We start from the raw sequence: 16,284 nt of genomic DNA on the forward strand, positions 1-16,284 counted from the left end.
ACCAGTCGTCACATAGAACAAAAGGAAAGGAAGGATTTGTTTTTCATTTAAACATAAAAAGCCTGGGATATCCCCCGGCTTTTCATTCACCTTGATGACGTTTTTTTAATACCTTTAATACATCATCAAGCGGCAATTGCTGTTCACGTAATAATACAAGAAGATGATAGAGGAGGTCAGCAGTTTCCCATTTTAATTCTTCTTGATCCCGGTTTTTCGCTGCAATGATCACCTCAGACGCCTCTTCCCCTACCTTTTTCAGGATTTTATCGACCCCTTTTTCAAATAGATAGGTTGTATAAGCCCCTTCTGGCATTTCCGCCTGACGCTTGGCAATGACCTGTTCAAGTTCATTTAATATCGCAAAACGTTCCTGCTCTTCGCTAAGGCGTTTTACCCCTTCTTCCGAAAAACAGCTATAGCTGCCAGTATGGCAGGCTGGGCCACTTGGCGCGACAAGGACAAGCAGAGCGTCCTTGTCACAGTCATATCGAATAGAAATCACTTGCTGGGTATGTCCAGAGGTGGCGCCTTTGTGCCAAAGCTCGTTTCTCGACCGGCTATAAAACCATGTTTCACCTGTCTCCAGCGTTTTTTCATAGGATTCTTGATTCATATACGCAAGCGTCAATACTTCCTTACTTTGAGCATCCTGTACAATCGCAGGAATCAGGCCTGCTTCATTAAAGGTTAATTCATTTGCCTGTTTCATCTGACCTTCACCCCGTGTTCTCTCAAATATGTCTTCACCTCATGAATGGAGGTTTCTTTATAATGGAAAATGGAGGCTGCTAATGCTGCATCAGCTTCTCCTTTTGTAAAGGCCTCGAGCATATGCTGGGCATTGCCAGCGCCGCCAGAAGCGATCACTGGCACAGTGACTGCCTCTGATACAAGCTTTGTCAATCGATGATCAAAGCCTGTCTTTTCACCATCAGCATCCATACTTGTCAGCAAAATCTCTCCTGCCCCTCTCTGCACAGCTTCCTTCGCCCAGTCGCTGACCTCTAAATCTGTTTGACGGCGTCCTCCGTGTGTATAGACCATGTATGCTTTTTTCTCTTCATCATATTTTGCATCAATTGCAACAACGATACACTGAGAGCCAAAAAAGTCAGCACCTTCTGATATCAGTTCCGGTCTTAACACAGCTGCTGTGTTGACAGATACTTTGTCTGCACCCGCTCTTAATATACGCTTCATGTCATCAAGGTGGTTAATCCCGCCTCCCACCGTAAATGGTATCGCAAGAGTGGACGCGACTTGTTTGACCACATCCACCATCGTTTTCCGGCCTTCATGAGAAGCAGAAATATCAAGAAAGACGAGTTCATCCGCCCCTTCCTCATCATAGATCTGCGCTAATTCGACCGGATCACCAGCATCCTTTAGGCCAAGGAATTGCACCCCTTTGACAACACGCCCTTCCTTCACATCAAGACATGGGATGATTCGTTTTGTCATCATATGCGGTCAAGCCCTTCAAATGCTTCTGCTAAAGTAAACTGCTTTGTGTAAAGTGCTTTTCCAACGATCGCACCAGACACACCAGACTGTTTTTGCGCTGACAGCTTTTGAAGATCGGCTACTGCGCTGACACCACCTGAAGCAATCACTTGTTTGCCGGTTGCTTCTGCTAAGCGAACCGTGCTTTCTACATTGGGACCAGACAGCATGCCATCCATTTGAATATCGGTGAAAATAAAGACCTCTGCGCCTTCCTTTGCCAATTCCCTGCCGAGTTCCTCTGCCTTCACTTTAGACGTTTCAAGCCATCCTTCAGTCGATACAAAGCCATTTCGCGCATCAATCCCAATTGCGATTTTCTCTCCATATTGCGCCAGCATTTTTTTCACAAAGGCTGGGTTCGAAACAGCTGAGCTGCCTAGAATCACTCTATCTACGCCGCTCTTTAAATAAAAGGCAACGTCTTCTTCCGTCCGAATACCGCCGCCGATTTGTACCTTCACATCTAAGGAAGAAGCAATCGCCAGCACATGCTCATGATTGACACGTTTCCCTGCTTTTGCACCATCTAGATCCACGAGATGAATCCATGCTGCTCCATCCTTCGCAAATTGCGCAGCCATGTCGAGTGGTGAATCTCCATAAATGGTTTCTTGATCATAATCTCCTTGCACAAGACGTACACATTTGCCATTTCTCATATCAATCGCCGGATATAATGTAAACTCACTCATTTGCTCACCCTCTGTTCGTTTGCTAATTGAATAAATTGTTTGAGCAGCGCCATTCCCGTTGTACTGCTTTTTTCAGGGTGAAACTGTGCTCCAAGCACATTTCCCTTGCCAACAACAGCTGGTACTTGAACACCATAGTCCGCGCTTGCTAATTGCTCATCTGGATTCATATCGCTCACATAATACGAGTGAACAAAGTACGCAAATCCTTCTGGTACACCGTCAAACAATGGGGAGGGCTGATGAAATGTGAGCTCATTCCACCCCATATGAGGTACCTTCAGCCTTTGCCCGTCCTGATCACGATCCTTTAAAAGAACGACACGCCCTTTTAACAGCCCCAATCCTTTTGTACGGCCTGCCTCTTCGCTTTCTTCAAATAACAGCTGCATGCCAAGGCAAATGCCGAATAACAGCTTTCCTTCCTGCACAACTTGGTGAATAAACGCCTCAAGTCCAGTCTCTTTTAACAGCTGCATTGCATCACGAAACGAACCTACTCCGGGCAATATATAAGCATCTGCTTTTTTCAGCTCCTCCACATCAGAGGAGACGATATAGCGGGCACCTGCTCGTTCCAGTGCTTTTGATACGCTGAACAAATTTCCCATTCCGTAATCAATGACTCCGATCATTAGAGCATCCCCTTTGTCGAAGGAATTCCTTTCACACGTGGATCAATGGTTGTTGCTTCATCTAAGGCACGTGCCATCGCTTTAAAAATGGCTTCAATCATATGATGTGTATTAGTTCCGTAGTGAACAATGACATGAAGGTTGATCCGGGCTTCAAGTGCAAATTTCCACAGAAACTCATGTACTAGCTCTGTATCAAAGGTACCAACCTTTTGACTAGGAAAGGCCGCTCTCATTTCCAAATGAGGACGATTGCTTAAGTCGACTACGACCTGGGCAAGTGTTTCATCCATCGGAACAAAGCTGGAGCCATACCGCTTAATCCCTTTTTTATCGCCTAACGCTTCCTTAAACATTTGTCCAAGTACAATGCCGATATCTTCTGTTGTGTGGTGATCATCAACATCCGTATCTCCTTTCGCATCGACGGTCAAATTAAAGTGTCCATGCTTCGTAAATAAATCAAGCATGTGCGTCATGAAAGGGACATCTGTTTGAATATCCGCTTTCCCTTCTCCATCAATTTCTAGCGCTAATGAAATGTTCGTTTCATTTGTTTTTCTCGCTGTTTTCGCCTGTCTCATTACGATTCCTCCCGCTTTCTCGCTTCAATCGACCTTGCATGTGCTTCAAGCCCTTCTAATCTGGCAAAAGCCGCAATGCTTTCCCGGTGTGTTTCAAAGGCTTCTTGACTATATGAAATAATGCTCGTTTTCTTTTGAAAATCAGTCACACCAAGCGGGCTGGAGAATCGAGCTGTTCCGTTTGTTGGCAGCACATGATTCGGCCCTGCAAAATAATCGCCCACCGGCTCTGGACTATAGCGTCCCAAGAAAATCGCGCCAGCATGCTTGATTTGACCAAGAAGTGATTCTGGGTATGCTGTCAGCACCTCTAAGTGCTCTGGTGCTAATTGATTGATGACGTCTACTGCACGATCAATTGATTCTGTCACGTAAATACGGCCATGATCTTGTATAGATTTTGCTGCGATTGATTTTCTAGGCAAAGTATCAAGCTGCTTTCTTACTTCTGCCTGCACGCTTTCAGCAAGTGTCTTAGACGGTGTCACCAAAATACTAGATGCCAGCGCATCATGCTCTGCCTGCGAAAGTAAATCCGCCGCTACCTCATGCGCGACTGCTGTTTCGTCTGCTAGAACTGCAATTTCACTTGGACCTGCGATCATATCAATGTCTACCTGACCAAATACTTCCCGCTTTGCCAGCGCGACATAAATGTTGCCTGGACCTGTGATTTTATCAACAGGCTTGATGCCTTCCGTTCCATAGGCAAGTGCCGCAACCGCCTGTGCACCGCCCATTTTATACATTTCAGAAATACCAAGCTCCTTCGCCGCAGCTAAGACAGCGTCAGAGAGACGGCCATCTTTCCCAGGGGGAGTCACAAGTACGATTCGTTCAACGCCAGCAACTAGCGCAGGGATCACATTCATTAATACAGATGATGGATAGGCAGCTGTTCCACCGGGGACATACACACCTACCGCATCAAGCGGTGTCACCTTTTGACCAAGCATTGAACCGTCCTTTTGGTGATAAAACCAAGAGGACGTGAGCTGCCGCTCGTGGTATGTGCGAATATGCTTGATAGCCGTTTGGATAATCTGAACCACCTCTTTGTCCAAGCGGTCACAGGCTTTTGCCATTTCATCCTCTGTGACAAGCGGATCCTCAATCAACACACCGTCAAATTGCTTTGTAAAAGACCGTACAGCTTCATCACCATTTGTTCTCACTTCTTGTATAATGCGCTGAACAGCCTGACGCTGCTCTTCTGTTCCTATATCTAAGGACCGTTTGAGTGAGAGAATATCTGTCTCACCTTCTTGTATGCAGGTGATGTTCATGATGTTTCCTCCCCTTCTCCAATGATTCTTGCAAGACGCTGCGCCATTTCATCAATCACCGTATCCTTCATCCTGTAGCTCACAGGATTGACAATAAAACGTGACGTGATATCACAAATATGTTCCGTTTCCACAAGTCCATTTTCTTTTAGTGTTTGACCTGTAGAGACAATGTCTACAATGCGATCGGCAAGCCCAATGAGCGGTGCTAATTCTATGGAACCATTCAGCTTAATGATCTCCACCTGCTCTCCTTGCTCTCTAAAATAGGACGATGCGACATTTGGGTACTTTGTTGCCACACGCGGTGCGACACCACCCCAGCTCGCTCCTGGCAATCCAGCAACAGCTAAATGACATTTACTGATGTTTAAATCGAGCACTTCGTACACATCACGAGCTTCTTCAAGCATGACATCCTTCCCTGCAATGCCAACATCCGCCACACCATGCTCTACGTAGGTGGTCACATCCATTGGCTTGGCTAAAATAAAGCGGAGGTTTTCTTCTGGTACATCAATGATTAATTTTCTTGAATCCTCGAATTCCTCTGGCAGCTGGTACCCCGCCTGTCTTAACAGCCCTACTGCTTCTTCAAATATCCGGCCCTTTGGCATCGCCATCGTCAACACCTTACCCATTTCGCTCTTCCTTTCTAGCACCGATAAAATAAGTCACCTGTTCAAATGCCTTGGTCATCGCGTCAATATTTTCAATCCCCGCTAAGTCTTGCAGGACAATCTTTTTCCCTTTTGACCGCTCCTTTTCTGCAAAAGCAAAGGCTTCCAGTCTTTGTTCTTTACTAAAAATCACAGCCTCCTGCGGCTCAATGATTTCTTTTGCATCGAGCGCTTCAAGAAGACGGTCTAGTCGAAGTCCGAACCCTGTAGCTGGTGCAGGTGCATCAAAGTGAGCAAGCAATTGATCATATCTCCCGCCGCTTCCGATGACCGACCCAACATGATCTGCAAATACTTCAAACAAAATACCCGTATAGTAGCTCATATGACTCACCATGCTTAAATCTAAACGGATATATTCTGTACAGCCGTAATCTTCAAGTGTCTCCCAAAGCGACTTTAACTGTGCGAGCACCTCTTTTCCTTCTTGTGAAACAACGATTTCCTCTGCCCGCTCTATAACCTCATGGCCGCCTCTTAACTCTAAAAGCTGTAACAGCCTCGTTTTATCGATGGAGGAGAGCGGTAATTGTTTCACATGCTGACGGTATCCCACATAATTCTTTTCGTATAAGAAGCGCCGAAGGACGTTTGCACGCTCTGTATTTCCGAGTACATCAACAAATAACGTCTCTGCTAAAGCGACATGCCCGATCGCAATTTTGAAGGACCTTAGCCCGGCATTTTTTAAGGCAAATACGGCAAGCGCGATGACTTCAGCATCTGCGCTAATTGAACCATCACCAATCAATTCAATTCCGACCTGCTCAAATTCTGACGGCCTTCCGCCTTCTCTTTCCTGGGCACGGAACACACTCGCTGCATACCCAACACGAAGCGGATACGCCTGCTGGTGAAGCTTAGAAGCCGCCACCCTTGCAATCGGACCTGTCATATCAGGTCTCAGCACTAGAGTTTGCCCGTTTTGATCAAGAAGCTTAAAAAGCTGTGTATCAGTAATCGCCGATTGCACACCGACCGTATCGTAAAATTCAAGTGTTGGTGTCTCCATCAAACGGAAACCCCAACCGTTCATGACCTCTGTTAAAGAATGTCTCACTTTCTTCTTCGTCTCATACAATCCAGGTAATGAATCCCGCATACCATATGGTTTCTCAAACATAAACATGTTCTTCCGCACCTCCAACACATTAAAACAAAAAATTCCGAATCCTTTAGTTCGCTAATATGATAATATGCTAACAAAATAAAGTGATTAAATCAATCATTTTTATTTTCTCTCTATTTTCATGAAAAATTTGTGGAATTATTACATTCAAGTGAAACCTGTCCCTTTTCTGCATGTTCGGTGAAAGAACGTGCTATAATACATAAAAATATTGAATAAAACAGGAGATTACAGTGAAGTTCATCCAGACATTAATCCTAACTTTGTTGTGCGCATGCCTTGTTTATTTCGGCTTTATATACGTGACACAAATCGACCAAGTCAAAAAGACAGCTTCACCACACGAAGCAGCCAAAGAAAAAGAAAACGATACGGCACTTGCAGCTGAAGAAACACGATCAACGAAAAAAACAGACGCCTCTTATTCTTCTTTAAAAGGAAGTAAAAAAGCCATGGACGTCATCCTCTACAATCAAATGGATGCCCCAAAGCTTTATAATGGATGCGAAGTCACGAGCTTAGCGATGCTGCTTCATTACAGCGGCTATGAGCAAGTAACGAAAAACGCATTGGCAAATGAAATCAAACGTGTTCCGCTCAATTATGAAAATGGTTTAAAAGGAGACCCACGTGACGGGTTTGTAGGAGATATGGAGAATGGACCCGGTCTCGGTGTATACCATAAACCTATTTATCAGCTTGCGAAAAAATATGCAGGCGCTCAAGTCGTCGATTTAAGCGGAAAACCTGTCAAAAAAGCCATTTATCAATCACTTGAAAAAGGGTATCCTGTTTGGGTGATTACCACATCCACCTTTGACAAAATAGATAAAATCGAAACATGGAATACACCCAATGGCAAAATCGATGTAAGCTTTAATATGCATAGCGTGGTCATCACAGGCTATGACAAGGAGCATGTCTACTTAAATAACCCATACGGAGAAAAGAATCAAAAAGTCGATCGCGATCAGTTTGAAGATTCTTGGGAACAGATGGGTAGTCAAGCGATTATCATTAAAGCGTAAAAAACAACCTCTATTAGTATGCATAGAGGTTGTTTTTAATTCTCCATTAATTATAAAAATTCAACTTGAAATATCCGGTTGCAAACTGGAGTCTTCTTCTTAAGAGATTTTTCGATTCTAAATAAAATAGACAGTATATTGACTAATGTGATACACTTAATTTAGACAGTATATTGACTAAATTGGAGGTTAATTATGGATATTTACAGAGAACTTTTTTTAATGCAGCAAACGTACGGTACTTTATTTTCTCTAGCAAATAAAATTCAGATGAGAGGTGACAAGTTCCTTGAACTTTTGACATCCAGGCAGTATATGGCAATGATAGCAATTGCGCATTTACCTGAAGATGAAACAACTTTAAATAATATAGCTAGAAAACTAGGTACCACAAAACAGAGCGTAAAACAGTTAATCACAATTATGGAAAACAAGGGGTTTGTCCACGTAGTTCCTAGTAAGAAAGATAAACGTGCGATTAATGTAAAAATAACTCAAACTGGAAAAGAAGTATTGCTAGTCGTTTCAGAAAAAGGAATCTTTTTTTTGGAAGAACTATTTAACAAGTTATCAACTGAAGAATTAGAAACAATGTGGAACCTTTTAAAGAAACTTTATAGTTTTGACGGTGAAGAACAAGATGGATTTGAAAAAGATGGTCACTTACAAATGGATGAAGATCATAGTGAATTACAAATAAAAGTAATGAAGGAGTTTGAGAAACGAAGAATTCAAACAATTAATAAGAGAAATAAAATGTGAAAAATTTATTTTTTGAATAATAAATGAACTTTTCTAAATATTCCCACAACCAAAGAAAGGAAGATCAATTATGTTTGAAATCAGTGATGAAACATTACGATTAATTAAAAGAGCCTGTAGAGGAAAAAAACATTTAAAATTAACGGTTGGCTATTTAACAGACAATCATTCTGTAATAACAATTTATAATGAACACGGTGAACTTGATTCATCAAAAAAATACCATTATGAAATTGGTTCTATTACAAAGACTTTTACTTCATCTTTGCTATCTAAATATGTATTTGAAAAAAAACTATCAATAAACGATTCAATACAAAAATTCACAGAAGAAGTTAAAGGAGACAATTATTATCCTACATTGCTCCGCCTTGCTACCCACTCTTCTGGATATTCAGCAAGACTGCCATTAAATAGACGGGAATATTCTAACTTAATTTTAGGTTTGATTTTTGGCAGTGGGGATTTGAATATGAATAATCCATTAAATATGGATTTTAACAAAATGAAAATGCTCATTAAAAATCATACATTAAAGGACATGGATTATTCATGGAAATATTCAAATTTTGGTATATCACTTATTGGGTATGCGTTGGGGATTGCATCAGGCAAGGGATATTGGGACACTATGAATGACTTTCTTCATAATGAGCTTGGACTAAACGATACTTATTTAGGCACATCAAATAATAATTTACATGGTTACGACAGAAAAAATAATGAGTACGGTAACTGGAAATGGAACAAAGAGAATCTTATATCACCTGCGGGTGCAATCAGTTCCACTGCTGATGATTTACTCAAATATGCAAAAATCAACATTTACGAAGATCATCCATATTTGTCGCTTTGTCATAAAAAACATGGAAATGGAACAAAAAAATATGATATGGGCCTTGGATGGTTCCTTTTAAAGAAAAACAATCATGTTATTTTTCATGGTGGTGGAACAGGTTGTTTTAGTTCATTTTTAGGGATTGATAAAGAAAAGAAAGTTGCCTCCGTAGTTTTAGCCAATTATAGATTAGGTAGAAATGACGATGAAAATATAGGAATGTCCTTATTAGAAAGTCTACAAAAATCAGTCATTTCTTAATTACTCCATAAAATGACGCTCTTCTGAAGTAACGAAAGCCTAATTTCTCACTTATAACACTCGGGAATTTCGGCTTTTTATATTTCCTTAACATTGTGATTCCCCCGTAAGAACCTGTACTTTTGCTAACTAGATCAAAGAATGCAATTGGACTAAGAAGGTCCATTTGAAACCATCAATTCTCCTTGCTGTAAAGCCATAGCAGCAGACTCCTTAGGTAACACTGGTGTTCCACAAGCCTTGTTGTTTTTGCCTCATTAACCAATAGATTGCCTGCTCCGCCAACTACGATTAAAGGAGTCTCAGATAGCTATTTTAAAATGCCCCCTTGTTGTAATCAATATAGTTACAACAAGAGTAAAAAAAATTGAATTGATCATCCAATTTTTTTGATTAGCACATGCGTTAGTTCACTTAATTTGATCTCAGCAAGTACTTGCTCCATCGCACTTTGAGCGCGGCATAAAATTAATTCAAGCACCGCTTGAATATTTGCACCGATCGGACAGTCAGGATTTGGGCTTTCATGAATTTGAAACAATTCTCCCTCATCCACGACTTCAACCGCTTTATACACATCGAGCAGTGTGATGTCGTCTTCACTGCGGTTCAGCTGAGAACCACCTTTGCCAAGACTCGTTGAGATTAGGCCTGCTTTTTTTAATTTACTCATAATGCGGCGGATGACCACTGGGTTTGTATTCACACTTCCCGCGATATCCTCCGATGTCTGTAATGATCCTTTTTCAAGTGATAGCAAGGCCAGAATATGGACAGCGACAGTAAATCTGCTGCTGATTTTCATGTTTTCTCACCTCTGTTGTAATCATTATAGTTACACCATGTCACATTGTCAACAAAAAAGTCTGCCGAGCTACTCAGCAGACGTAGATTGACGTGCTTCCATTTCTTCTTTCGTATAAATCATGCGCATTGGATTTCCTCCAACAAATGAGCCTGCTGGCACATCCTTATGAACAAGTGTACCAGCCGATACGATCGCTCCATCCCCAATGGTCACACCAGGTAAAATAGTTGAATTAGCTCCAATTAAGACTTCATCACCAATATAGACTTCCCCAAGTCTGTACTCTTTAATCAAATACTCATGGGACAAAATGGTCGTGTTATAGCCGATCACACTATTTCGACCGACAGTGATTTTCTCAGGAAACATCAGGTCAACCATCACCATTAAGGCGAACGCCGTATCCTCGCCGACCTTCATACGAAGAAAGGTTCGGTATATCCAATTTTTCATTCCCATAAAAGGCGTGTACCTTGCCATTTGAATAAAAATGAAGTTTTTCACCACTTTGAAAAAGGGAACTGTCCGATAGACTTGCCGCAGCGAATTGACCCCTTTTACAGGATAACGATCTGTTTTTCTCAACTTAATCAGCTCCAACAATCGCCAGGAGATCACTCATTTTCTTCAGCATGAAATCAGGGCGATGCTTTAAAAGGGCCTCTTCTCCCTTAATCGACCAAGCAACACCTGCCGTTTTTGTCCCTGCCGCTTGACCAGACAAAATGTCGTGATAATTATCACCGACCATCACCGCTTCATGCGGATCACTGCCAAGCTTTGATAATGCCAGCTGAACAGGCTCCGGATGCGGCTTCTCATTTTGCACATCATCAAGCGTCACAATGACCTCAAAGAACGGCTCTAAACCGGTCAGCTTCAATCCCATTAAAACCGTATCCCGTATCTTCGTTGTGACAATACCGAGCTTAAATCCTCGATCCTGCAGAACTTTCAATGTGTCGATAACGGTCTCATATTCAGTCACAAGCAGATCATGCTGCTTATGATTAAACGTGCGGTACATCTGAATCATATCATTCGTCAAATCAGGGTCCATCGCAGAGAATGTATCAAACAAGGACGGACCAATGAAATGAAGAATATCCTCACGGCTGTACTGACCAGGGTAATAATGATCCAGCGTATGCTGAAATGAAGCAATAATTAATTCATTTGTATTGATTAATGTGCCATCTAAATCAAATAGCACTGTGTTGATCGTCGATTCGTTCATATGGCTTCCTTTCTAACAGCTGCAAGTTCCCGCTTCCGCCAAATATAGCTAATAGCAGCTGTCAATAAAATTGCAGAAAACAGGCGGATCACAAGAAGCGGCCATACTGGAATACCAAGTGGAATAAAAACCAGCGTATCTTCGACCACCGCATGGCAGGCAACAAGGAAAATAAAGGCGAGGGTTAAGTCCTTTTTACTCACACCGTCCTCTTCCACTGCCTTCATCATCACACCGGCTCCATAAGCGAGACCAATCGTTAATCCAGCCACCATCGTCATAGACGTATTTTCTTTCATTCCAAGCATTCTAGTAAAAGGTGACAGCCACTTAGACAGTGTATGGAGCCACCCTAAATCTCTCATGAATTGAATGATGATCATGAGCGGGATAACAATACATGCGAGCTGGAGCACACCGAGTACAGCTTTTTGTAAAGCAAGAAGGACGATCATGTACCAGCTAGAAGGCACATCAGCCGCCTGAGCTGCACTAAGCAGTCCATATTGCGCCGGCTCCTCGCCTCCCTGCCAAACGAGATGAATGACAATAGCAGAAATAACAGCAAGACTGATTCTGACCAACAAAATCACAGATACCCTCAGTCCAACCTTTGCTGCCACTGTTGATTCGATGATCAAGTTATGGCAAAAGGACAGCATCACTGCCAAAATAAACACTTCCTTCACAGGAAGCTCTAATGTCAAAATGGCAGCAATCCCCGCATACAAATTCAGCATATTTCCTAATACAAGCGGAATAGCCGCTTCCCCCGAAAGACCAAACAGCCCCATAAATGGCTGAATGAATCGGATGATCCAATCCATGACAGGCGTATGCTGCAAGATACTGACGAGAATGGTCACTGGAAAGATGACTTTACCAAGTGTCCAAGTTGTCGATAGCCCTGCTTTCAAGCCGTTTTTCCATGTCTCTCCCATCTTCTTCTGATCCCCCCTGCTTAATTCGATGAGTTGTTCTCTTTATACGGAATCGATGCGTATCCTTTCATTCTTCTAAAGAAAATCAGTAGAATAGCCACTGCGAATATCGCAATCGAAATCATCTGTGCGATTCGAAGATGCTCTGTCAGCATTAAGCTGTCTGTTCTCATCCCTTCAATGAAAAAACGGCCGATTGAATACCAAATTAAATAAGACAAGAAGATTTCGCCTCTGCGCAGCGAAGTTCTGCGTAATAAAATCAAGATGACAACACCAACAAGATTCCATAATGATTCGTATAAGAACGTCGGGTGATAATAGGTACCATCAATATACATTTGATTAATGATAAACTCAGGCAGATGCAAATTTTCTAAAAAGGTTCTTGAAACCGCCTCACCGTGCGCTTCTTGGTTAATAAAGTTCCCCCAGCGTCCAATTGCCTGCCCTAGTAAAATACTAGGTGCTGCGACGTCAGCTATTTTCCAAAAGGATACCTTTCTCACTTTTGTAAAAATGATGGCTGTCAGCACGGCACCGATCAGCCCGCCGTGAATCGCAATTCCACCATTCCAAATCTTAATGATTTCGTTTGGGTGCTGCTGATAGTAATCCCATTCGAAGGATACATAATAAATTCGGGCACAAATAATCGCTATTGGAATGGCAAATAAGATTAAGTCAATGAACGTATCTTTATTGATTCCTCTTTTTTCACATTCTCTCAGGGCGAGCCAAAGTCCAAGCAAGGCCCCGACCCCAATAATCACACCATACCAATGAACCGAAATAGGTCCGAGGTGAAAAGCAATCGGATCAATTGGCTGAATTGCTTCGTTCATATAGTCAACTCCTATTCATCTTGGCCATTGTCTTCAATGACATCGGCAAGTTTACTTGTAAATTGTTCTGCTGCATTATGTCCCATACGTTTCAGCCTGAAGTTCATCGCAGCCACCTCAATGATGACCGCTAAGTTTCGACCTGGCCGCACAGGGATCGTCAGCTTCGGCACATCAGTATCGATGATTCGCATTTTCTCTTCTTCAAGTCCTAAACGATCATACTGTTTGCCTTGTTCCCAAAGCTCAAGGTTCATTACAATCGTAATTCTCTTATAGCTTCTGACAGCGCCTGCTCCAAATAAGGTCATCACATTAATAATGCCTAACCCGCGGATTTCTAAAAGATGTTCAATCAGCTCTGGTGCACTTCCGACTAACGTATCCTGATCCTCTTGACGGATTTCAACGCAATCGTCTGCGACCAGCCGATGTCCCCTCTTCACTAATTCTAAGGCTGTTTCACTTTTTCCTACTCCGCTTTTCCCAATTAACAACACACCTACACCATATACATCTACGAGCACACCATGAATGGCAGTCGTTGGTGCAAGCTTACTTTCTAAAAAGTTGGTCAATCGACTCGAAAGTCTTGTCGTTTTTAGGCTAGATCGTAAAACGGGCACGCCATTTTCATTTGATGCTTCGATTAATTCCTTCGGGACATCACGATCGCGTGACAAAATAATGGCAGGGGTAATATCTGTACAAAGAGACATCATTCTCTGCTTTCGTTCGCGTTCTGGGAGCTGTTCAAAAAAAGAAAGCTCTGTTTTCCCTAAAAGTTGAACTCTTTCTTTTGGGTAATATGTAAAATAACCAGCCATTTCAATACCTGGTCTGGAAAGATCACTGATTGTAATGGGACGATTAATCCCTTCTTCCCCACTTACCAGTTCAAGATGAAATTGTTCCATTATGTCCTTCGTACGAACTTTCGGCACGTTTCTTCCTCCTTTTATCACAGGCGATTCAGAAATACAGCTCTATTTTATCACTTTCAATGATGAACCCAAAACAGTATTTTATCCTGTTCCTGTTTCACCACCCTAACTGGTATAGACAACTATACTTAAAAAGAGTAAACTTAAATGAAAGATAACGAATAAGGGGGCTCAAACATGAGCGGTTCTTTATTGCTCTCCAATATTCATATTGTGACAAAGACAAAGATCATTGAAAACGGTTTTGTCGGTTTACGCGATGGCAAGATTGACTATATTTCAACATCACCACCGACAGGAAATTATGAAAAAGTATATATTTCCCGGGAAAACTTTTATTTACTCCCTGGAATGATTGATATTCACATCCATGGCGGATATGGTGCAGACATGATGGATGCGACAGCAGAAGCAATGAATACACTCGCTGACAACCTTCCGTCCGAAGGAACGACAAGTTTTTTAGCGACAACCATCACACAAAACCATCATGAGATTGAGCGGGCACTTAAAAATGTCGCTCAGTGGAAACAAAGTAATGAAGAACAAGCAGGAAGTCAGGCACAATGTATAGGAATCCACCTAGAAGGTCCATTTATTTCTAAAGATAAGGCAGGGGCACAGCCTGTTCAATGGATTAAACAGCCGGACATCCCGCTTTTTAAAAAATGGCTGGATGCTTCTGATCAACTCATTCGAATTGTCACGTTTGCGCCTGAGGAAGACAGAGATTTTGCATTTCTTTCTCTATTACAGGAAAAGAACATCATCCCTTCTATTGGACATACGAATGCCCATCATGACATGATTAATTTAGCAGCTAAGCATGGTGCACGCCATGTAACGCACCTTTATAACGCAATAAGTTCGTTTCAGCACCGTGAACCGAACGCTGTAGGTGCTGCTCTTACGAACGAGAATCTTCATACTGAGCTGATCACAGATGGGATTCACTCTCATCCTCTTTCCATCAAGCTTGCGTATTTGGCAAAAGGAAGTGATCGTTTAATCATGATCACAGACTCGATGCGTGCAAAAGGGCTTGGGAATGGAACATACGAATTTGGCGGTCAGACGGTCACAGTCAGCGGCGAAAAAGCATTGCTGGACGATGGTACACTTGCGGGATCGATTTTGCGAATGAAAGACGGCGTCAAAAGGATAAAACAGCTCACAAATTGTGAGTGGACAGAGATTGCGAAGATGACCTCAACCAATGCAGCCGCTCAACTGGAACTTGATCAACAGCTCGGTTCCATCGAAGTTGGAAAACTAGCAGATTTGGTGATATGGGATGAATCTGGTGAACTGATGATGACGATCTGCCGTGGACAAATCGTCTTTGAAAAAAAGGAGGCCAACCACTAATGAACATCATCGAATTTGAAAGCAAAGATCAATTAGGAAAAGAAGCAGCTGCCGTTATTTCAAGGACAATAGCTGCTAAACCCGATGCCGTACTCGGCCTAGCAACGGGCGGTACACCTATTGAAACTTACAAAGAGTTAATTCAACTTCATCAAGCGAATCAACTGTCTTTCAAGCAAACAAAAACAATCAATTTAGATGAATATGCAGGACTCAATCCAGAACACGAAAATAGTTATATGACCTACATGAAACGTCATTTATTTGACCATATTGATCTCCCTCACGATCAATATTTTCTTCCAAATGGCAATGCAGCTCATTTAGAAAAGGAATGCTTAAGATATGACCAGCTCATTGAGGATGTAGGCGGCATCGATCTTCAGCTCCTTGGAATCGGTCAAAATGGGCATATCGGTTTTAACGAACCAGGTACCCCTTTCAACTCAAAGACTCATGTCGTGCAGTTAGATGAAAACACGAGACAGGCTAACGCAAGATACTTTTCTTCTATTGATGAGGTACCTACACATGCCATCACAATGGGAATCGCGAGCATTCTTTCAAGTAAAAAGATTCTCCTTCTTGCTTCGGGAAAATCAAAAGCGAAAGTGATACAATATTTAGAACAGGCAGAGATTCATCCGGACTTCCCAGCGTCTGCACTGAAACTTCATAAAGATGTAACGGTTTTGATTGATCGAGAAGCTGGATCACTACGCTAAAAACGAGAGGAT

19 protein-coding genes are annotated in these 16,284 nt (G+C 42.2%); 5 read left to right on the forward strand and 14 right to left on the reverse strand.

What is annotated here, in order from left to right:
• Nucleotides 1-82 precede the first annotated feature (82 nt).
• From hisIE to AWT60_RS15050, 8 genes are read right to left on the reverse strand one after another with little or no spacing between them, the layout of a single operon-like run.
• Nucleotides 83-712 (reverse strand): bifunctional phosphoribosyl-AMP cyclohydrolase/phosphoribosyl-ATP diphosphatase HisIE, encoded by a 630-nt coding sequence (gene hisIE / locus AWT60_RS15015; RefSeq protein WP_024423556.1) that lies wholly within the window; start codon nucleotides 710-712, stop codon nucleotides 83-85.
• Entirely contained in the window at nucleotides 709-1,467 is a 759-nt protein-coding gene (gene hisF, locus AWT60_RS15020) for an imidazole glycerol phosphate synthase subunit HisF (protein ID WP_039181656.1), read from the reverse strand. Before hisF ends, hisIE begins: the two co-directional genes overlap by 4 nt.
• The gene (gene hisA, locus AWT60_RS15025) at nucleotides 1,464-2,201 is read right to left on the reverse strand and encodes a 1-(5-phosphoribosyl)-5-[(5-phosphoribosylamino)methylideneamino]imidazole-4-carboxamide isomerase (RefSeq protein WP_041107922.1); all 738 of its coding nucleotides are present in this window, start codon (nucleotides 2,199-2,201) and stop codon (nucleotides 1,464-1,466) included. Before hisA ends, hisF begins: the two co-directional genes overlap by 4 nt.
• Nucleotides 2,198-2,836: an imidazole glycerol phosphate synthase subunit HisH gene (gene hisH, locus AWT60_RS15030; protein ID WP_041107924.1), complete on the reverse strand. Its 639-nt coding sequence runs from the start codon at nucleotides 2,834-2,836 to the stop codon at nucleotides 2,198-2,200. The genes hisA and hisH overlap by 4 nt, the downstream gene beginning before the upstream one ends.
• Nucleotides 2,836-3,420, reverse strand: a complete 585-nt coding sequence (hisB, locus tag AWT60_RS15035; RefSeq protein WP_024423560.1) for an imidazoleglycerol-phosphate dehydratase HisB — start codon at nucleotides 3,418-3,420, stop codon at nucleotides 2,836-2,838. The genes hisH and hisB overlap by 1 nt, the downstream gene beginning before the upstream one ends.
• Nucleotides 3,420-4,706 (reverse strand): histidinol dehydrogenase, encoded by a 1,287-nt coding sequence (gene hisD, locus AWT60_RS15040; protein WP_076840114.1) that lies wholly within the window; start codon nucleotides 4,704-4,706, stop codon nucleotides 3,420-3,422. Before hisD ends, hisB begins: the two co-directional genes overlap by 1 nt.
• Nucleotides 4,703-5,347: an ATP phosphoribosyltransferase gene (gene hisG / locus AWT60_RS15045; RefSeq protein ID WP_076840116.1), complete on the reverse strand. Its 645-nt coding sequence runs from the start codon at nucleotides 5,345-5,347 to the stop codon at nucleotides 4,703-4,705. Before hisG ends, hisD begins: the two co-directional genes overlap by 4 nt.
• Nucleotides 5,340-6,515, reverse strand: a complete 1,176-nt coding sequence (locus tag AWT60_RS15050; protein ID WP_076840118.1) for an ATP phosphoribosyltransferase regulatory subunit — start codon at nucleotides 6,513-6,515, stop codon at nucleotides 5,340-5,342. Before AWT60_RS15050 ends, hisG begins: the two co-directional genes overlap by 8 nt.
• Before the next feature lie 233 nt (nucleotides 6,516-6,748).
• Here AWT60_RS15050 and AWT60_RS15055 point away from each other — a divergent pair, with 233 nt between their 5' ends.
• The 3 genes from AWT60_RS15055 to AWT60_RS15065 all read left to right on the forward strand — a co-directional run bounded on the left by AWT60_RS15055 (nucleotide 6,749) and on the right by AWT60_RS15065 (nucleotide 9,404).
• Entirely contained in the window at nucleotides 6,749-7,543 is a 795-nt protein-coding gene (locus AWT60_RS15055) for a C39 family peptidase (RefSeq protein ID WP_163115061.1), read from the forward strand.
• 195 nt (nucleotides 7,544-7,738) lie between these two features.
• Nucleotides 7,739-8,305 carry a MarR family winged helix-turn-helix transcriptional regulator gene (locus AWT60_RS15060; RefSeq protein WP_041107934.1) on the forward strand — a complete coding sequence of 189 codons (567 nt, stop codon included), beginning with the start codon at nucleotides 7,739-7,741 and terminating at the stop codon, nucleotides 8,303-8,305.
• Between the two features lie 70 nt (nucleotides 8,306-8,375).
• Nucleotides 8,376-9,404: a serine hydrolase domain-containing protein gene (locus tag AWT60_RS15065; protein ID WP_041107936.1), complete on the forward strand. Its 1,029-nt coding sequence runs from the start codon at nucleotides 8,376-8,378 to the stop codon at nucleotides 9,402-9,404.
• A 376-nt stretch (nucleotides 9,405-9,780) separates the two neighbouring features.
• Here AWT60_RS15065 and AWT60_RS15070 read toward each other — a convergent pair whose 3' ends face one another.
• The 6 genes from AWT60_RS15070 to hprK form a co-directional block, all read right to left on the reverse strand.
• Entirely contained in the window at nucleotides 9,781-10,209 is a 429-nt protein-coding gene (locus AWT60_RS15070) for an Rrf2 family transcriptional regulator (protein WP_024423567.1), read from the reverse strand.
• A gap of 69 nt (nucleotides 10,210-10,278) precedes the next feature.
• Nucleotides 10,279-10,797: an acyltransferase gene (locus tag AWT60_RS15075; protein ID WP_024423568.1), complete on the reverse strand. Its 519-nt coding sequence runs from the start codon at nucleotides 10,795-10,797 to the stop codon at nucleotides 10,279-10,281.
• 1 nt (nucleotide 10,798) lies between these two features.
• Nucleotides 10,799-11,449 (reverse strand): pyrophosphatase PpaX, encoded by a 651-nt coding sequence (ppaX, locus tag AWT60_RS15080; protein WP_041107938.1) that lies wholly within the window; start codon nucleotides 11,447-11,449, stop codon nucleotides 10,799-10,801.
• Nucleotides 11,446-12,390, reverse strand: a complete 945-nt coding sequence (locus AWT60_RS15085) for a nucleoside recognition domain-containing protein (RefSeq protein ID WP_041107940.1) — start codon at nucleotides 12,388-12,390, stop codon at nucleotides 11,446-11,448. Before AWT60_RS15085 ends, ppaX begins: the two co-directional genes overlap by 4 nt.
• A gap of 20 nt (nucleotides 12,391-12,410) precedes the next feature.
• Complete coding sequence (gene lgt, locus AWT60_RS15090; protein WP_041107942.1) at nucleotides 12,411-13,235, reverse strand: prolipoprotein diacylglyceryl transferase; 825 nt, start codon at nucleotides 13,233-13,235, stop codon at nucleotides 12,411-12,413.
• Nucleotides 13,236-13,246: 11 nt separating this feature from the next.
• Complete coding sequence (gene hprK / locus AWT60_RS15095; RefSeq protein ID WP_024423572.1) at nucleotides 13,247-14,179, reverse strand: HPr(Ser) kinase/phosphatase; 933 nt, start codon at nucleotides 14,177-14,179, stop codon at nucleotides 13,247-13,249.
• 177 nt (nucleotides 14,180-14,356) lie between these two features.
• On the opposite strand from hprK, the gene nagA reads away from it, so the two are divergent.
• Nucleotides 14,357-15,547: an N-acetylglucosamine-6-phosphate deacetylase gene (gene nagA, locus AWT60_RS15100; RefSeq protein ID WP_076840125.1), complete on the forward strand. Its 1,191-nt coding sequence runs from the start codon at nucleotides 14,357-14,359 to the stop codon at nucleotides 15,545-15,547.
• Complete coding sequence (gene nagB, locus AWT60_RS15105) at nucleotides 15,547-16,272, forward strand: glucosamine-6-phosphate deaminase (protein ID WP_087976101.1); 726 nt, start codon at nucleotides 15,547-15,549, stop codon at nucleotides 16,270-16,272. The genes nagA and nagB overlap by 1 nt, the downstream gene beginning before the upstream one ends.
• Nucleotides 16,273-16,284: the final 12 nt, after the last annotated feature.

The sequence above is a fragment of the Bacillus sp. F2HM genome (genome assembly GCF_019266135.1).
Taxonomy (GTDB): Bacteria; Bacillota; Bacilli; order Bacillales; family Bacillaceae; genus Bacillus; species Bacillus safensis.